16 protein-coding genes are annotated in these 14,998 nt (G+C 69.1%); 5 read left to right on the forward strand and 11 right to left on the reverse strand.

The window, feature by feature from the left end; translation table 11 throughout:
* Positions 1-230: 230 nt before the first annotated feature.
* Positions 231-629 (reverse strand): HNH endonuclease, encoded by a 399-nt coding sequence (locus tag ACQP1V_RS24570; RefSeq protein WP_433412101.1) that lies wholly within the window; start codon positions 627-629, stop codon positions 231-233.
* Positions 630-1,033: 404 nt separating this feature from the next.
* Between ACQP1V_RS24570 and ACQP1V_RS24575 the strand changes: the two genes are divergently transcribed.
* Together ACQP1V_RS24575 and ACQP1V_RS24580 are read left to right on the forward strand one after the other, a co-directional pair.
* Positions 1,034-1,573 carry a hypothetical protein gene (locus ACQP1V_RS24575; protein ID WP_433412103.1) on the forward strand — a complete coding sequence of 180 codons (540 nt, stop codon included), beginning with the start codon at positions 1,034-1,036 and terminating at the stop codon, positions 1,571-1,573.
* A gap of 520 nt (positions 1,574-2,093) precedes the next feature.
* Complete coding sequence (locus ACQP1V_RS24580; protein WP_433412105.1) at positions 2,094-3,317, forward strand: MFS transporter; 1,224 nt, start codon at positions 2,094-2,096, stop codon at positions 3,315-3,317.
* A gap of 42 nt (positions 3,318-3,359) precedes the next feature.
* Here ACQP1V_RS24580 and ACQP1V_RS24585 read toward each other — a convergent pair whose 3' ends face one another.
* Genes ACQP1V_RS24585 through ACQP1V_RS24600 form a run of 4 tightly spaced genes read right to left on the reverse strand, consistent with a single transcriptional unit; the run spans position 3,360 to position 6,445 of the window.
* On the reverse strand, positions 3,360-3,956 hold the full coding sequence (locus ACQP1V_RS24585; protein WP_387417029.1) for a response regulator: 597 nt from the start codon (positions 3,954-3,956) through the stop codon (positions 3,360-3,362).
* A complete protein-coding gene (locus ACQP1V_RS24590; protein WP_433412107.1) occupies positions 3,956-5,041 on the reverse strand; it encodes a sensor histidine kinase in 1,086 nt (361 codons plus the stop codon). The genes ACQP1V_RS24585 and ACQP1V_RS24590 overlap by 1 nt, the downstream gene beginning before the upstream one ends.
* Positions 5,042-5,045: 4 nt before the next feature.
* A complete protein-coding gene (locus tag ACQP1V_RS24595) occupies positions 5,046-5,735 on the reverse strand; it encodes an ABC transporter permease (protein ID WP_433412109.1) in 690 nt (229 codons plus the stop codon).
* The gene (locus ACQP1V_RS24600) at positions 5,732-6,445 is read right to left on the reverse strand and encodes an ABC transporter ATP-binding protein (RefSeq protein ID WP_387417032.1); all 714 of its coding nucleotides are present in this window, start codon (positions 6,443-6,445) and stop codon (positions 5,732-5,734) included. Before ACQP1V_RS24600 ends, ACQP1V_RS24595 begins: the two co-directional genes overlap by 4 nt.
* Here ACQP1V_RS24600 and ACQP1V_RS24605 point away from each other — a divergent pair.
* Complete coding sequence (locus ACQP1V_RS24605) at positions 6,444-6,596, forward strand: hypothetical protein (RefSeq protein ID WP_387417033.1); 153 nt, start codon at positions 6,444-6,446, stop codon at positions 6,594-6,596. The two genes, ACQP1V_RS24600 and ACQP1V_RS24605, sit on opposite strands and share 2 nt — an antisense overlap.
* Here ACQP1V_RS24605 and ACQP1V_RS24610 read toward each other — a convergent pair.
* Positions 6,581-7,147, reverse strand: a complete 567-nt coding sequence (locus ACQP1V_RS24610; RefSeq protein WP_433412112.1) for a DUF488 domain-containing protein — start codon at positions 7,145-7,147, stop codon at positions 6,581-6,583. The two genes, ACQP1V_RS24605 and ACQP1V_RS24610, sit on opposite strands and share 16 nt — an antisense overlap.
* A 103-nt stretch (positions 7,148-7,250) precedes the next feature.
* Here ACQP1V_RS24610 and secY point away from each other — a divergent pair, with 103 nt between their 5' ends.
* Positions 7,251-8,564: a preprotein translocase subunit SecY gene (secY, locus tag ACQP1V_RS24615; RefSeq protein ID WP_433412114.1), complete on the forward strand. Its 1,314-nt coding sequence runs from the start codon at positions 7,251-7,253 to the stop codon at positions 8,562-8,564.
* Here secY and ACQP1V_RS24620 read toward each other — a convergent pair.
* The 4 genes from ACQP1V_RS24620 to ACQP1V_RS24635 form a co-directional block, all read right to left on the reverse strand.
* Positions 8,539-9,204, reverse strand: a complete 666-nt coding sequence (locus ACQP1V_RS24620; RefSeq protein WP_281196266.1) for a response regulator — start codon at positions 9,202-9,204, stop codon at positions 8,539-8,541. The two genes, secY and ACQP1V_RS24620, sit on opposite strands and share 26 nt — an antisense overlap.
* 50 nt (positions 9,205-9,254) lie before the next feature.
* Positions 9,255-10,328, reverse strand: coding sequence for a sensor histidine kinase (locus ACQP1V_RS24625; RefSeq protein WP_433412116.1), 1,074 nt, complete (start codon positions 10,326-10,328; stop codon positions 9,255-9,257).
* Between the two features lie 200 nt (positions 10,329-10,528).
* Positions 10,529-11,779 carry a PP2C family protein-serine/threonine phosphatase gene (locus tag ACQP1V_RS24630; RefSeq protein ID WP_433412118.1) on the reverse strand — a complete coding sequence of 417 codons (1,251 nt, stop codon included), beginning with the start codon at positions 11,777-11,779 and terminating at the stop codon, positions 10,529-10,531.
* A 119-nt stretch (positions 11,780-11,898) separates the two neighbouring features.
* The gene (locus tag ACQP1V_RS24635; protein ID WP_387417037.1) at positions 11,899-12,915 is read right to left on the reverse strand and encodes an FUSC family protein; all 1,017 of its coding nucleotides are present in this window, start codon (positions 12,913-12,915) and stop codon (positions 11,899-11,901) included.
* A gap of 469 nt (positions 12,916-13,384) precedes the next feature.
* Between ACQP1V_RS24635 and ACQP1V_RS24640 the strand changes: the two genes are divergently transcribed.
* Entirely contained in the window at positions 13,385-14,431 is a 1,047-nt protein-coding gene (locus ACQP1V_RS24640; protein ID WP_433412120.1) for a sensor histidine kinase, read from the forward strand.
* Positions 14,432-14,491: 60 nt separating this feature from the next.
* Here the strand turns inward: ACQP1V_RS24640 and ACQP1V_RS24645 are convergent, their stop codons facing one another.
* Entirely contained in the window at positions 14,492-14,947 is a 456-nt protein-coding gene (locus ACQP1V_RS24645; protein WP_387417039.1) for a hypothetical protein, read from the reverse strand.
* Between the last annotated feature and the right edge of the window lie 51 nt (positions 14,948-14,998).

Below are 14,998 nucleotides of genomic sequence, written 5' to 3' on the forward strand. Positions count from 1 at the left end.
TTGTGGGGGGTGGGGGAAGCCCGGATATGGGCTGCGTAAAAATCGCATCGAGAGCGCGGGGGTGGGCGCCCTCATCAATTCAATAGCGCCACGATTTAGAACTGTCCACTACCTTTCACGGGATTTATCGGAGCCGCGGAAGGCTCGCTGACCTGCGAACGCACCATATTGGAGGGCACTTATGGGGATCATTCACGCCCGCCGCACCCTTTTATCGCCACGTTCAGCAGCTATATTCGCGATCGCGACTGCTCGGCAGCGGGTGATACGGTCACGCCGAAAGTCCCGCTCCTGACACAGGTCGCACTCCCGCCGGTTTTCCTGTTCCGGCGGTGAAATCGATTACCGCGCGCACGTTGTTCCTGGAATATCCTCAAGATCTTTACCCCTCCTCCTCGCCATCGGGCGCCCTTCGCACTGTTGCAGCGGCGGCACTCGGGCCGGTAGGTCGCGGGGTCGTTCGTGCCGCCCTTCGACCTCGGGATGATGTGCCCGGCGGCGCTGGGGTTGTCGGGTGTGCCGGACCATCCGCACACCCGGCCCTCGTGCTCGGCGCAGTTCGTGCAGGCGCAGGTCGGCGTGCCGCAGTCGAGGCAGGGACGCCGGGACATGGCTGCACCTCCAGCCATCCCGGCCGGCGAGTGACCCTGACCTCGAATTGGCGAACGGGCGCCGGGTGGTGCCTGCGATCCCCGGTTCGGCTGGAGCCGAACCGGAAGCCGCAGGACCGGCGCGGGCTGCACCGGTCCCAACGTCTGATTCGGTGCTCATCTCTGCGAACAGCAGGAGTGGGAGGCGCTTTCGGGCGGGCTCCATCCGATCTGCGGCATGCGATCGCGGAATTTGCCAATCAGCCCTTAGAACGTTTTTGAGAAGACAGTTTGCTGATCGGCGTGGTAGCACGACGGTGGTCCGATTTGTCGCCAGGGCGGTCGGGTGCCGTGGCCTCGTCGTTACCCCTCGTATCATGGTGCGATCTGGTTTTTCCCGGCGGTGTTTACCTGCCGATCTGCCTCATTGCAGGAGTGTTCTCATGCCTTCCGCTGTCTCCCAGATCACCGAGCTCATCTCCCGGCGAGCCACGCCACAGTCTCGGAACTGGGAGGCTGTAGAGAACGAGCTCGGCACACCGCTGCCCAATGACTACAAGCAACTCGCTGACATGTACGGCGCTGGAGTCTTCGATGAGACTTTCTGGCTCCTCGAACCTGGGTGCCACCACGACCGCGACCTGGACTTGGCGTTCGTGATCAAGGAGTGCGACGAGGTACTGGCCTACCTCTGGAAGCTCGAGCCCAAGCCCACAGAACTCGACGACGACGGGGCACGCGTCCTGCCCTGGGCCTTCTGCGAAGGGAGCGGCCACTTCCTCTACTGGCTCGTCCATCCTGGCCAGGCCCCGGACGACTGGACCGTCATGCTGAACGAAGGACGCGGCCCCGAATGGGAGAGTCACTCCCTTTCCTGCAGCCAGTTCCTATTTGCCGCCATGACCGGAGACATCGACTCCGTCTACTTCACCGGCCCCCTTGCCACACCTCACCAGTTCCAGCCGATCACCGACTTCATCTAAAGGGTTGGCAGGCCAGGCGATCCAGCCTTTAGGCGGATGATGATCAGTCAGCTGCAGACGTAGCGCGGCCGGCGTTGGGCGGGGCCTCCTCGGGTAGGGCGACGGGCCATACCGGCGATGGCCGCCCAACGAATGATCGCCGCTCAGCTCAGGCCAGGAACGCGAGTCATGGTCCGAGCAGTGTCCCTGGCGCACGGAACGCCCTGGTCGCGGAAACTCCACGAGGTGAGCCGCAAGCCGGCGAGTGGACTGCCGGAACGAAGACGATCGGCTGCCGGAGATCGGCTCGCGGCCATCCGGGCGCAGCTGCCGACATCCGTCGGCAAACCGGGTTGACCATCGCCGAAGGCGCCGCGATATTCGAACCTTGGAAAGCTCCAGAAAAATACGCCGAAGCCTGATTTAGTGGACGCTGGGCAGACATCCGGCGCCCTGGGCATCGGCCGTTCCCCGCGGCCGGGAAACCCGGGTCCGGCCACCCCGCCCGAGCCGTCGCGACGTCATGTGCGAAGGAGAGCCTGTGGATCCTCGGCCGGCGTCAGACCCAACGGAGCCGGGCGAGCGCATCCGGCAGCGCTCGCAGTGGGTGACCATCGTCATCGTCTACCTCGGCGGGGTCGTCGCGGCGATGAGCTTCGGCAAGTTCGCCTCGGTCGGGCCGGTGGTGGCGGAGCAGCTCGGGCTGTCGCTGTCGCAACTGGGCTGGGTGATCTCGGCTGTCACCGGCGTGGGAGCCGTCGCGGGCCTGCCTGCCGGATACCTGGTCCGCCGCTTCGGCGCCGATCGATCACTGGTCGCCGGGTTGGTCCTGATCGCGGCGGCGAGCGCGGTGAGCACGGCGGCCGGCGACTTCGCCTGGATGCTGGCCGTCCGGGGCGCCGAAGGCATCGGATACCTCCTGGTCACCATCTCCTGCCCGGTGCTGATCCTCCGTCTCGCCGGGGAGCGGGACCGCGGCACGGCCCTGTCGATCTGGGCCACCTTCGTCCCGGTGGGCCTCGGAGCGAGCACGCTCGGCGGGGGCGCGCTCGGCTCGGTTCTGGGCTGGCGCGGCTGGATCGCGGTGCTCGCCGGCCTGACGTTCGTGATGGCGCCGCTCGTCTGGACGCGGCTGCCGCGCGGGGCCGGGCGGCAGGCCGCGGCCGGGCCGGTCCCCCGGGCGCGGGCGCTGACCTGGCCGTCGGTGCTCGCCGCGTCCTTTTGCCTCACCGCGCTGGTGACCATTCCGGTGATCGTGCTGCTGCCCACGCTCCTCATCGACCAGCAGGGACGCTCGGCCGCCGCCGCGGGCGCCATGACCTCGGTGATCTCGCTGCTCAGCGCGCTCGGCGGGCTGGCCGTGGGAGTGCTGCTGCGCCGGGGCGCGCCGGTCGGCGTCTTGGCGCTGTTCGGCCTGCTCGCCGTACCGGCCGGCTGGCTCCTGTTCGGCGGCGACGCCCCGCCGGCCGCCGCGCTGACCGGCGCGGGGGCCATCTCCCTGGTGAACGGATATGTGGGCGCTCTCGCGTTCGCCGCCCTCCCCCTGATGCTGGAACGACTCGACCACGCGGACGTCGGCAACGGCGTGATCGCCCAGGCGGGCAGCCTCGGGTCACTGCTCGGCCCGCCGCTGTTCGGCCTGCTGGCCGGCGAGTTCGGCTTCCCGGCCCTGGTGCCGGTCATCGCCGTCGGCATGCTCGCCACCGTCGGCTTGTTGTTGCTGGTCGGGAGGCGAGCCGCCCGGGCTCTGCCGAGCACCGGCTGACTCCCCACCGTCCGGCTCACGGTGTTCAACCGCCGCGAGCGTCTAAATGAGTCCTCGCTCCATGGCCACGACGACCGCCGCGGCCCTGCTGTCGACACCGAGCTTGGCGAAGACGTGCTTCAGATGCGTCTTCACCGTCGTCTCGCTGATCAGCAGGGCTCTGGCGATCTCCTTGTTCGCCGAGCCCCGCGCCACCAGGCGCAGCACCTCCAGCTCGCGTCGGCTCGGCTCCGGGGTCGAGGGCCTGCCGATGAGGGCGGACGCGATCGACGGGGCCAGGACCGCTCCGCCGGCGGCGGCCGTACGGACCGCCCTGTGCAGTTCCTCCCGTGGCGCGTCCTTCAGCAGGTAGCCCGCCACCCCGGCGGCCATGGCCCGCGTCACGTCCGCGTCCGTGTCGTACGTGGTCAACACGATCACTTTGATCTCCGGGTGGTCCACCCGGAGCCGCTGGATCGCGCCGACACCGTCCAGACCGGGCATGCGGAGATCCATCAGCACCACGTGCGGCCGCGCCCGCCTGGCCATGACCAACGCCTCGAACCCGTCGGACGCCTCCGCCACCACCTCGATGTCCGCCACGTGGTCGAACATGCCGCGCAGCCCGTCACGGACCACCGGGTGATCATCGACGATCATCAGTCTGAGGGGATGCGCAGGCATAAGGCCGTCCCTTCTCCCGGGGAGGACTCCACCGTCAGCGTGCCCCCCACGCTGCCGGCCCGCTCACGCATGGCCGCCAGCCCGTAACCCGCGCTCCGCGCCGCGGGGTCGAAGCCCGATCCGTCGTCGAACACGTCCAGCGTCACCTCGTCGTCCATGTAGGTCAGCGTGATCGCCACCCTGCCCGCCCGAGCGTGCTTGGCCGCGTTCGACAACCCTTCCTGCGCCGCCCGCAACAGGGTTGTTCCCACCTCGCCGGACAGCGGCCGGGGGGTGCCTTCCACGGACACGGTCGCCGTCACCCCCGATGTCCGCGACCACCGTCCGGCCACATCCGCGAGTGCCGCGTCGAGCCCCGCGTCGGCGAGAGGGCCCGGCCGCAGCGCGTCGACCGAGCGCCGCGCCTCCTGCAGGTTCTCGCGCGCCAGCTCCTTGGCCAGCGCGACCCTCTTCCGTACGGCGTGCGGATCGGGCATCGCCTGCTCGGCCGCCTCCAGCTGGGTGATGATCCCGCTCAACCCCTGCGCGAGGGTGTCGTGGATCTCCCTGGCCAGCCTCGCCCGCTCCTCCAGGACCCCGAGCATTCTGTTCTGCGCGCTCTGCCTGGACACGTAGTCCACGAACGCCCCGATCGCCACCACCAGACCGGAACTCCCGACGAGCTGCCAGAAGGCGTTGGGCTCACCCAGATGGCCTCGGGCGGCGAACGTGCTGAGAACTGTCGCCACCGCCCCCACGTAGGACCAGGGCCTGGCCAGCATCAGGTACGGCTGGGGCATCAGCCCGAAGATCACCACATCGAAGGACCGATCCCGCACCACCAGCGCGACATAGAGCGCGCAGATCACCACAAGGTGGACCGCCATCGGGTTGAGCCGCCCAAGCAGATGCGGCCGCCGGACGACGAAGAAGCCGTGCCAGCCGGCCATCAACGCGAGGATCCCCACCGCCAGCGGGTCGGGGGCCGTGTTCTCCTCGAACGAAAGGATCAGTCCGAGCGCCAGGCAGGCGTAATAAAGCAGATGGAAGGCGCGCAACCAGCGCGCCTCCCAGATGTTCACGCTCTCACTCCCATCGGAAGAGCGCGGCGGCGACCGCCGTGGCCGCCACGATTATCCCGGTCAGGATCAGCAGGGGGAAGACCGCGGCGGAGCCGGACCAGGCGTCGCCGAGGGCTTCCACACCCGGGGTCAGAGGCAGGAAGTCGCCGATCCGGCGCAGTGAGTCGGGCAGGGCCGTCCTGGGCACGGCCGCGCCCGCCAAGAAGATCATCGGGAACATGACCAGCATGCCGATCAGGCTCGCGCCTCTGGTGTTGCGTACGACGGCCGCGATCACGAAGCCGAGTGAGCAGACCATCACCGAGCAGAGCAGGAAGGCGGCGGCCAGCAGGAGGACGTTGCCGGGTGCCTCCGCGCCGAAAACCGCGATCGCCGCGACCACCAGCAGCACCGATCCCGCCAGGCCCGCGGCGACCTGCGCCACCAGTTGGGCGCCGAGCAGCAGGACGGGAGAGATCGGCGTGGCGGCCAGCCGCTTGAGCACCTTGCGCTCGCGATAGGACGCCACGATGCCCGGCAACGCGCCCATCCCCCCGATGGCGACGATCATCGCGAGGTACCCGGGGACCGCGCCGCTGTCGCCGCGCTTGAGCACCAGCAGCATGAGCGGGAAGGCCATCATGAAGAACAGCGAGGCGGGGTCGCGGAACAGCAGCCTGAGCTCGGTGGCCGCCAGAGCGGTGAACGCTTTCATCGGTCCGCACCCTCCAGGGCGAAGTAGGCCTCTTCCAGCGAGGCGGTCCCGGTTCGGGCGATGATGTCGTCCGGCGTGCCCATGGCCACCACGCGGCCACGGGCGAAAACGGCGACCCTGTCGCAGAGCGCCTCGGTCTCGTCGAAGTAGTGGCTGACCAGTACGACGGTGGTGCCCACCGCCTTCAGGTCACCGACCAGTCGCCAGGTCTCGCGGCGGGCGATCGGGTCCAGACCCGTGGTCAGCTCGTCGAGCACGACCACCTCGGGGTCGCCGACCAGCGCGAGCGCGAGCATCAGCCGCTGCTTCTGTCCGCCGGACAGGTCGCCGAACGCTTTCCTCGCCAGCGGCCCCAGGCTCCAGCGCTCCATCACCTGCCGCCAGTCGGCCCCCTTGCGGTAGAAGGTGCCGAACATGCGCAGCGCCTCGGCAACCTTGATCCGCTCGGGCAGCGAGCTCTCCTGCAGTTGCGCCCCGATCCGCTGGGCCAGGGCCTGCCGCCTGCGTGCCGGGTCCTCACCGAGCACCCGCACCGTGCCCGTGTCGGGTCGCTTGAGCCCGATCAGGCACTCGACGGTCGTCGTCTTGCCGGCGCCGTTGTGGCCGACGAGGCCGAACGTCTCACCGGCCCGGACCGTGAACGTCACCCCGTCCACGGCACGTGTGTTTCCGTACGTTTTGTGCAGGTCTGTCACCTCGATGGCTTCCATGCCTCAAGGTTCGCGCCGGGGCGAGTCGCGCGGCATCGCCCATCACGTCGTCCGGCATCCCCCGTTCGGAGGATGGCCGTGCGACCTGCCCGCAGACACGCTGCGCGCCACCGCGGGCCGTACGGCGGCCGTGGGTCAGGCGGCGTCGTAGACGAGCAGCCCGTCGTCGAGAAGGCGCGCGCCCTCGGTCGGCCGGTGCTCGGCGAGCCGCCCGTCATGGGCCAGGTGCAGGACGGGGACGTGGTGGACCAGCACGGCGTAGTCGGCGATGATCCGCCGGTGGCAGCGCCACCAGACGGCCTCGCTGCACATGATCGCGGTACGGCCGGCCGCCGCCTGGTCCAGGAGGTCCTTCAGTGCGGCGTGGAACTCCGGTCCGCGGCTGTAGCCGGCGTACCCCCGGAAGGAGTCGTTCCGCCAGAACGTGTCGGGCGAGTCCGGAGCCGGCCGGCGGAACCCGCCGAGCCGGCTCTCCCACCGGTAGCCGATGCCCTCCTCCGGCAGCCAGGCGGAGAGCTCCTGCCTGCCCACGTCGGGGACGCGGCGGCTCCCCGGCGCGGTACGCACGTCCACGACGGCCTCCGCGTCGACGCCGTGGAGGAGGTCGGCGATCTGGGCCCGGGAGGCCGTACCGTGGCCGAAGGTGAGCAGCGGAAGCGCCTGGACGTCGGCGGACAGCGAACGGAGGTCGGCGGTACCCACCAATGGCGCCTACCCGGAGGCTCGACACGTACGCGGATCCGCGTAGGACGAAGCCGCCGGTGAGCGGATGCCCCGCCGCCGTCCCCGCGGCCACACTCGGCGCATGCTGACCGTGCTCATCCGTGCCTTCCGGGTTCCCGACGTCCGGAAGAAGATCTTTTTTACCCTCGCGCTGATCGTGTTGTTCCGGTTCGGGCAGATCCTCCCGGCGCCCGGCGTGAACGTCCTCGCGGTGCAGGAGTGCCTCGGCCGCAGCCGGGGCGGGATCGTCGACATGCTGCAACTTTTCAGCGGCGGGGCGATGTTGAAACTGTCGGTGTTCGCCCTCGGGATCGTGCCGTACATCACCGCGGGCATCGTCATGCAGCTGCTCGCCGTGATGATCCCGCGCCTGGAGGCGCTCAAGAAGGAGGGACGACAAGGCCAGGCGAAGGTCACCCAGTACACCCGTTACCTGACGATGGCGCTGGCGCTCCTCCAGGCGGCCACGGTCGTGTCCCTGGCCCGCTCGGGCGGCATCTTCCCGACCTGCAACCGTCGTCTGCTGCACGACCAGGGCCCGTTGATGGTTGTGGTGATCGTGGCCACCATGGTGGCGGGGACCGCCGTGATCATGTGGCTGGGCGAGCTGATCACCGACAGGGGCATCGGGAACGGCATGTCCATCCTGATTTTCACCCAGGTGGTGGCCGCGTTCCCCTCCTACGTTTCGAACATTTTCCGGCTCAACCCCTTCGCGCTGTCCGTGATGCTGGTCGCGGGTGTCTTCCTGGTGGCGGCGGTGGTGTTCATGGAGCAGGCACAGCGGCGGATCCCGGTCCAGTACGCCAAGCGGATGGTCGGGCGCAGGATGTACGGCGGCACCTCGACCTACCTCCCGCTGAAGGTCAACCAGGCCGGGATCGTGCCCGTCATCTTCACCTCGTCGATGCTCTTCCTCCCGCAGCTGGCGACCCAGGTGACCGGCGGCACCGGGCCGGTGTCCGAGTGGATCGCGCGCTATCTCGTCTCGGGCGACCACCCGATCTACGTGACGACGTATCTTCTGCTGATCGTGGGATTCACCTACTTCTACGTGTCGATCACCTTCGACCCGATGGAGGTGGCCGACAGCATGAAGCGATACGGCGGCTTCGTCCCCGGCGTACGGCCCGGCCGGCCCACGGCCGAGTATCTGCGGTACACGCTCTCGCGGCTGACCGCGCCGGGCGCGCTCTATCTCGGCGCACTGGCACTGATCCCGATCATCGCGTTCGTGCTGCTACGCGATCCGGCGACTCAGCAGAGCTTCCCGTTCGGCGGGACGACCATCCTCATCATGGTCGGAGTGGGGCTGGACACGGTGAAGCAGATCGAGGCACAGGTGGAGCAGCGCGCGTACGCGGGCTTTCTCAAGGAACCGTCAGCCCGGACCTGACCGCGAAGACGACCAGCTGGGCGCGGTCTCGGGCACGGAGCTTCACCATGGCCCGGCTGACGTGGGTGCGCACCGTGTCGGGGCTGATGACCAGCTCTTTGGCGATCTCCGCGTTCGATCGGCCGGTGGCGACCCACGCGACCATCTCGCGTTCCCTCGGCGTGAGCATGTCCAAGCCCTCGACCGGAGCGGCGTCGTGGCGGCCGAACCGGCCGATGACCTTCTTGGTGACGGACGGGGAGAGCAGCGCCTCGCCCGAGGCGACGACCCTGATCGCGTGGGCGAGCTCCTCCGGGGCGCTGTCCTTCAGCAGGAACCCGCTGGCCCCGGCCTGCAACGCGGCGAACACGTACTCGTCGATCTCGAAGGTGGTGACCACGACCACCCGGGTGCCGTTGAGGTCGGGGTCGGCGGCGATCGCGCGCAGCGTGGCGATGCCGTCCATGCCGGTCATGCGGATGTCGAGCAGCAGGACGTCGGGACGGGTCTCGCGCAGCAGCCGGAGCGCCGCCGCACCGTCCGCCGCCTCACCGGCGAACTCCAGGTCGGGCTCGCGGTCGATGAGCGCCCGCAACCCCATGCGCACGACCGCCTGATCATCGGCCAGCGCCACCTTGACCCGATCCGCCGACGGGCCCACACGGCTGCCGTCGACGGACGGTGCGGCCGCGCCATGCGGCGTTCCCGTGGTCACACGGTCTCCGCAGGCAGGGTCTCCGCGGACACGGTCTCCGCAGGCAAGGGGAAACGGGCCACGACACGGAAGCCGCCGCCGTCACCGGGGCCCGCGCCGAACACGCCGCCGGCGTCGGTCACGCGTACCCGCATCCCGGCCAGCCCTCGGCCCTCGGCCGTTCCGAGCGGACCGCGCCCGCCGTCGGCGATCTCCAGGACGAACTCGCCCGGTTCCGTGGCGGCGCTGACCAGGGCCGTGGTCGGTCCGGCGTGCCGCACGACGTTGGTCAACGACTCGCGTACGACCCGGTAGACGGTGTCCTGAAGGTGGGCGGGAACCTCCGGCTCCACCGGTCGCAGCTCCACGGGCAGCCCCGCCGTCCGCATCTCGTCGATCAGTCGGGGCAGGTCGTGATCCGGCGCGACGGGATCGATGAGGTCGAGCGCGGAACGCAGCTGGTCGAGGGCCCTCGTGCTGGTGGCACGGATCGCCTCAAGGGACTCGCGGACCTGGTCCGGCCGCTCGTCCAGCATGAGCAGGGCCACCCCGGCCTGCATGGCGATGGTGGCGAGACCGTGCCCGGCGACATCGTGCACCTCCGCCGCGATGCGTGCCCGCTCCCTGGCGATCAGTCGCGCCGCGCTCGGCTCCTGCGGGTCCGGTTCCCGTGCATTCGACAGGTTCGCCTTCGGCGCGGCCGAAACCGCGGGACGCCGTTCCGGCTTGACCAGGATCCGCAGCTGAGCGGGCGGCGCGGGCAGCGACCAGCCCGTCGCGACAGCGGCGCCCGGGCCGTCACCGGCCGGCGCACCAGGATCGGCGACCGGATCAGCATCGGCGTCGGCACCGCTCGTACGATCTGGGGATGTTCCCGCGTCGAGGCGCTGATCTCCCGCGCTGAGGCGCTGGTCGGCCGTACCACGAGCCTGGCCGGGGCCGCCGAACGGCCACGGGATGGCCAGCCAGCCGATCCATGCCAGCATGAGGATCACCGGCAGGTCGCGCAGCCGCCCCAGCTGGGACAGCGTCACCGCAGCCGCCGCCAGTGAACTGCGCGGGCGGCCTTCCGGCCGCGTGTGCTCGGTCACCATCCCCCATCAGAGCAGGCAAAGATGATCTGATCCTAGCCAGGATCCGACGGTCCCACTGTCGCTCCGAACGTCATGTCGCCCCGAACGCCCGACTGCTCCCGCCCACGCGGATCGTGCACGCCTGCCAGGACGTTGCTCCGCGACGCCCTGGCCAGAAGTCACGGCTGAACGCGCCGCCGTCCGGGCTTCTCGTACGGTCACAGCGCGAACTTCTGGTGCCGCTCGGTGCGCCACTCGACGAGCATCACTGTCGCGTCATCCTGAAGCACGCCGTGCTGGTGGTCCAGAACGCTACGAATGAGCCGTCGCCCGGTCTCCGGGGCCGACACGCCGTCAGCCTCCCAGCGAAGGACGAAGTTGGTGAAGCGGTCGATACCGAACGGTTCCCCTTCGGGGCTACGGGCCTCGATGATGCCGTCGGTGTAGAACAACAGCCGGTCGCCGGGCTCAAGGTGGTAGCGGTTGATCCCGCCGGACACGCCCAGCTGCAGGCCCATCGGCGGCAACGGCGGGGCCTCGCCCAAAGTGGCGACCTGCCGCCCCTTCCTCAGGACCAGGGGTGGGGGGTGCCCCCGGTTGATCCAGGCGAGCCAGCCGGTCCTGGTGTCCAGCAAGGCGAGGACGCCGGTGGCGAAGCGGTCGCCGCCGAACTGGTCGTCGATGGCTTCGTCGATCAACTCGCTGGTCTCGAGCAGGCCGAGACCACGCCGGCGGCCGTTGCGGTACGAGCCCACGGCGATACTCGCGGTCAATCCGGCCGCGGTGTCATGACCCATGGCATCGAAGATGGACAGGTACGCGAGGTCTCCTCTCATGGCGTAGTCGAAGGTGTCGCCACCCACGTCATAGGCCGGCTCCAGGGAGGCACTGATCACCACCCGGTCGTTCGCGAAGGTCGAGGCGGGCATCAGGTTCCACAGCACCTCGGCCGACAGAGCCATCGGACGGGCGCGCACCAGGCACGCGTACGCGTCGCTGCGGTCGCGTTTCGTCACCACGAACAGCGCCATCAGGGTGCCCAGCCGCTTGGCCCGCCACCGGTTCGTCTCGTTGTCCGTGGGCACGGTGACCCCGAGCACGCCGATCCGCTCGGCGCCGTCCAACATGGGCACCCACAGCCGCCGCTGTTCCGGGGCGACGGCCGCGATCACCTGCCCGCCGGCGATCAGGTCGGGAACCTGCGGGGCCGCGACGACGTCGAGATCGCGAAAAGCGCGCCCTGCCACCGTGGCGTCGATGCGAAGGGGGTCGAGCGGCCTGCCGCGTACGTCCAGTTGGCCCGGCAGCGGCAACAGGAACTCCTGCTGCAGGTCAGGCACATAGATCATGGTCTGGGAGAAGCCGACGAGCGCCGCGTGCTCGGCGAGCAGGTCAGGCAGGTCTTCTATCGTCGTCAAATGGCTGGCGCGCAGCAGGCCGCCCAGCATCTGTTCGGCCTTGCTCTGCATTCGCCTTCCCTCCTCCCCGGAAGACCCATGCAACTACTTACCCCATGCCCGTCCCGTCAGCCGTACGCCTCACGCGCACAGAGGCACCCCAACCCGAGACGTGGCGACAGCTGCTCGGCTCAGCCGCGCACGCTCTCGCCGCTCGGCTCGTCCAGCGGCCTCAGGGCGGCCGAGGCCGCGTCGTGATCCATCCCGGTCGCCTCGAGCAGATCGACGGCGATGGAGCGCAGCTGCGCGAGAGCGACGTTCGCGGAGAAGCCCAGGTTCTTGGGCCGCTCCCGCGCGGCGACGGCGAGCAACGCCTGCCGGGCCAGCATCGGCTCGCGCCCGGCCCCCAGTTCGAGCTGGAGCAGCAGCGCCGCCTCCGAGACCTCGCGCAGCGACTCGGCCAGCGCGGCCGGCGGCGGGCTGGCCTCCCCCAGCGCCGCGAGCGTGCGGCGGGCCAGCACCCGCGCGTTGCGCAGCGCCAGGTCCACCGGTACGGCGGCGGTCTCGTACCTGGCCAGTCTGGCCCGGTGATGCCAGCGCAGCGGTGAGATCTTGATGATCTCCCTGCTGTTCTCCAGCGCCGCCGCGAACTCCTCGACCGCCGTCTGGGTCCTGCGTCCGCACTCCAGGGCCTCGGCGGCCAGGTCCATATCGCCCTTCTCGATCGCCTCCGCGGCCTGCTCCAGCAGAGTGGAGAGGGCGTCCAGCACGCCGGACAGATGCTTGCCCGCGATGGTGACCGGGCTGGCGGGCAGCAGCGCGACCGCGACGATGCCGATGATGCCGCCGGTGAGCGCGTCGGCCATCCGGTCCAGCCCGCCGGAGTCCGCGCCCGGCACCAGCATGGTGACCAGCACCGCGGACGACCCCACCTGCGACACGAACAGCTCGCCGCTGTTCAGCAGCCCCGAGACGGTCATCGCCAACGCGATCACGAGCGCCATCTGCCAGGGGCCCGAGCCGATCCAGGACACCAGGAGGTCGCCGATGCCCACGCCCAGGCTGACGCCGAGCACCAGCTCGACCACCCTGCGCAGCCGCTGCCCGAGCCCCACGCCCACGCAGATCATCACGGAGATGGGCGCGAAGAGCGGGTGGTCGTGGCCAAGCAGGTGAACGGCGACGATCCAGGCCAGCGCGGCACCCACGGAACACTGCGCGATAGAGGGTACGAGCAGGCCAAACGTGCCCAGCCGTCGCTTAACCTGATCACTGAGCCACGTTCGCACTCCTCTACAATGGCTGATCTTTATGACATTAGGATCACATTTGCCCTGAATTCTTGTGATTCCAGCCATTAGGTGCAGGTCAGGGTGACCACGGCCTCCTGTACGCCGGAACCGGCGGCCTGGAGCGGCGTGCCTGCCGCAACGCCATCCGCGCAGTTCGACCTCGTGGAGGCCGCCGCCGCGCCCCTCTCATCGGCGTATGACCAGGTCGGCGATGTCGCTCCGGACCCGGGGAGCTGCCGCAAGGCACGTACGCGGACCTGCGATGATGAATGACACGGACGCGTCATCTTGAGTCACCGAGGTGGTCGCACGTGGAGATAGAGCGAACTCCATCTACTGTTCAGCTGGCTAGGCCTTCTACCGCTACATCCGGGGCGTTTCCGGGATGATCAGCCTGAGAGCGTGGCGGAACTGCTCCGCCAAAACCCGTGTGACCACCGTGGCGAGCACCGTCATGGCGCTGGTCTGCGTCTTCGCCAGCCTGATGCTCCTGATGGCCGCTCCCCCGCCTCCGCTCTACGGCAGCGCCCCCGTACTGGCTGGATTCATCGGTGGTTCACTCCTGCTGATCGCGGCCACCGCACTCGTGACGTATCGGATGATGAGCAAGACCCTGCAGCCGGTACGTGACATCAGCGGGAAACTCGCCACGATCCAGCCTTCCAATCTGAGCGAGCGGGTTCCGCTGCCGAGCCATGACGACGAGTTCAAGGAGCTCGCACGAGCCACCAACCAGGCGTTGGAGCGGGCTCAGGCGGCGATCCAGGAGCAGTTGAGATTCGCCTCGGACACATCCCATGACCTGCGCAACCCGCTCGCGGCGATGCGTGCCGAGATCGAGGATTCGCTCGTAGGGCGGGAGGAGACCGACTGGGCGGAAACCGCCGACAGGCTGCTGGAGTCCGTCGAGCGGCTGCAGGAATTGGTGGGCAACCTGCTGGAGATCTCCCGGCTTGACGCGGGCGTCGCCGGCCACCATGACCTCCTCAACCTCGCCGTCCTGGTGGCCGGCGAGCTCGACCATCGGCAGAGCAAGGTCAGGGTGGTCAGAAGATTCGGCAGCGGTGTGATGGTCAACGGCGACCGGATCGGCCTCACCCGGCTGCTGAACAACCTCATGGACAATGCCGAGCGCCACGCCCACTCCTCCGTCAGGGTCACCGTCGAACATCGGGGGGACGCGGCGGTGCTGGAGGTCCACGACGACGGCAGCGGGGTGCCGCCCGAGCAGCGGGAGATCATCTTCGAGCGTTTCGCGCGTCTGCAGGAGGCGCGGGCCAAGGACGCCGGCGGCAGTGGCCTGGGCCTGTCGATCGCCCGGCAGATCGCCGAAGACCATGGCGGCACCCTCACCGTCGAGGACAGCCCCTCCGGGGCGCGATTCGTCGCACGCTTCCCCCGACCGGCCGCGCCGGCATCGCTCAGCGGGTAGCACAGGCTCGCTGACGCGGAACTCATGGGAGCGCGCGTCAGCGAGCAAGGCCGGCGCCGATCAGCCGCAGTGGAAGACCGGGCTGTGGTAGTTGGCCCATGAGTTGTTCGCGGCCTGGACGCTCGCCTCCACCTGGACGCAACGGCCCTTGCCGTTCACCGTGACCGGCCCGGCGTACTGGCCGAACTGCCCGCTGTCCTGGCCGATGGCGTAGAAGTCCTGGTGGCACTTGCTCACGGACCAGCCGCTCCCGCAGGCGTACAGGGAGAGGATCATGCCCTTCTTCGTTCCGGGGTTCACCACACGGTCGAGCCGGGCGCAGTTGGTGCCGGAGGAGGAGCTGTAGTAGAGCTTCACCGTGCCGTAGGTCGTGCCGCTGCTGTTCTTGACGGCGATGCTGTCGATCAGCGAGCCGCCGCAGGAGGCGGCGTTGGCGGGGCCGGCGGTGACCGTGAGCGGAACGATGCTGGCGCCCACCAGAGCCGCGGCGGCGATGCCGATCTTGGCGAACTTCACAGAGATCTCCTCCAGGAGTGATCGTGGCTGTCGACTCAGGACCGTAGGTTT

The sequence above is a fragment of the Microtetraspora malaysiensis genome (genome assembly GCF_050947145.1).
Taxonomy (GTDB): Bacteria; Actinomycetota; Actinomycetes; order Streptosporangiales; family Streptosporangiaceae; genus Microtetraspora_A; species Microtetraspora_A malaysiensis.

What these genes read in the sequence shown, in the direction of transcription:
- ACQP1V_RS24570 (WP_433412101.1), bottom strand. Translation starts at nt 629, where the DNA reads ATGGCTGGAGGTGCAGCCATGTCCCGGCGTCCCTGCCTCGACTGCGGC.
- ACQP1V_RS24600 (WP_387417032.1), bottom strand. Translation starts at nt 6,445, where the DNA reads ATGGAAGCCATCGAGGTGACAGACCTGCACAAAACGTACGGAAACACA.
- secY (WP_433412114.1), top strand. Translation starts at nt 7,251, where the DNA reads ATGCTGACCGTGCTCATCCGTGCCTTCCGGGTTCCCGACGTCCGGAAG.
- ACQP1V_RS24595 (WP_433412109.1), bottom strand. Translation starts at nt 5,735, where the DNA reads ATGAAAGCGTTCACCGCTCTGGCGGCCACCGAGCTCAGGCTGCTGTTC.
- ACQP1V_RS24575 (WP_433412103.1), top strand. Translation starts at nt 1,034, where the DNA reads ATGCCTTCCGCTGTCTCCCAGATCACCGAGCTCATCTCCCGGCGAGCC.
- ACQP1V_RS24630 (WP_433412118.1), bottom strand. Translation starts at nt 11,779, where the DNA reads ATGCAGAGCAAGGCCGAACAGATGCTGGGCGGCCTGCTGCGCGCCAGC.
- ACQP1V_RS24640 (WP_433412120.1), top strand. Translation starts at nt 13,385, where the DNA reads ATGATCAGCCTGAGAGCGTGGCGGAACTGCTCCGCCAAAACCCGTGTG.
- ACQP1V_RS24585 (WP_387417029.1), bottom strand. Translation starts at nt 3,956, where the DNA reads ATGATCGTCGATGATCACCCGGTGGTCCGTGACGGGCTGCGCGGCATG.
- ACQP1V_RS24605 (WP_387417033.1), top strand. Translation starts at nt 6,444, where the DNA reads ATGCCTCAAGGTTCGCGCCGGGGCGAGTCGCGCGGCATCGCCCATCAC.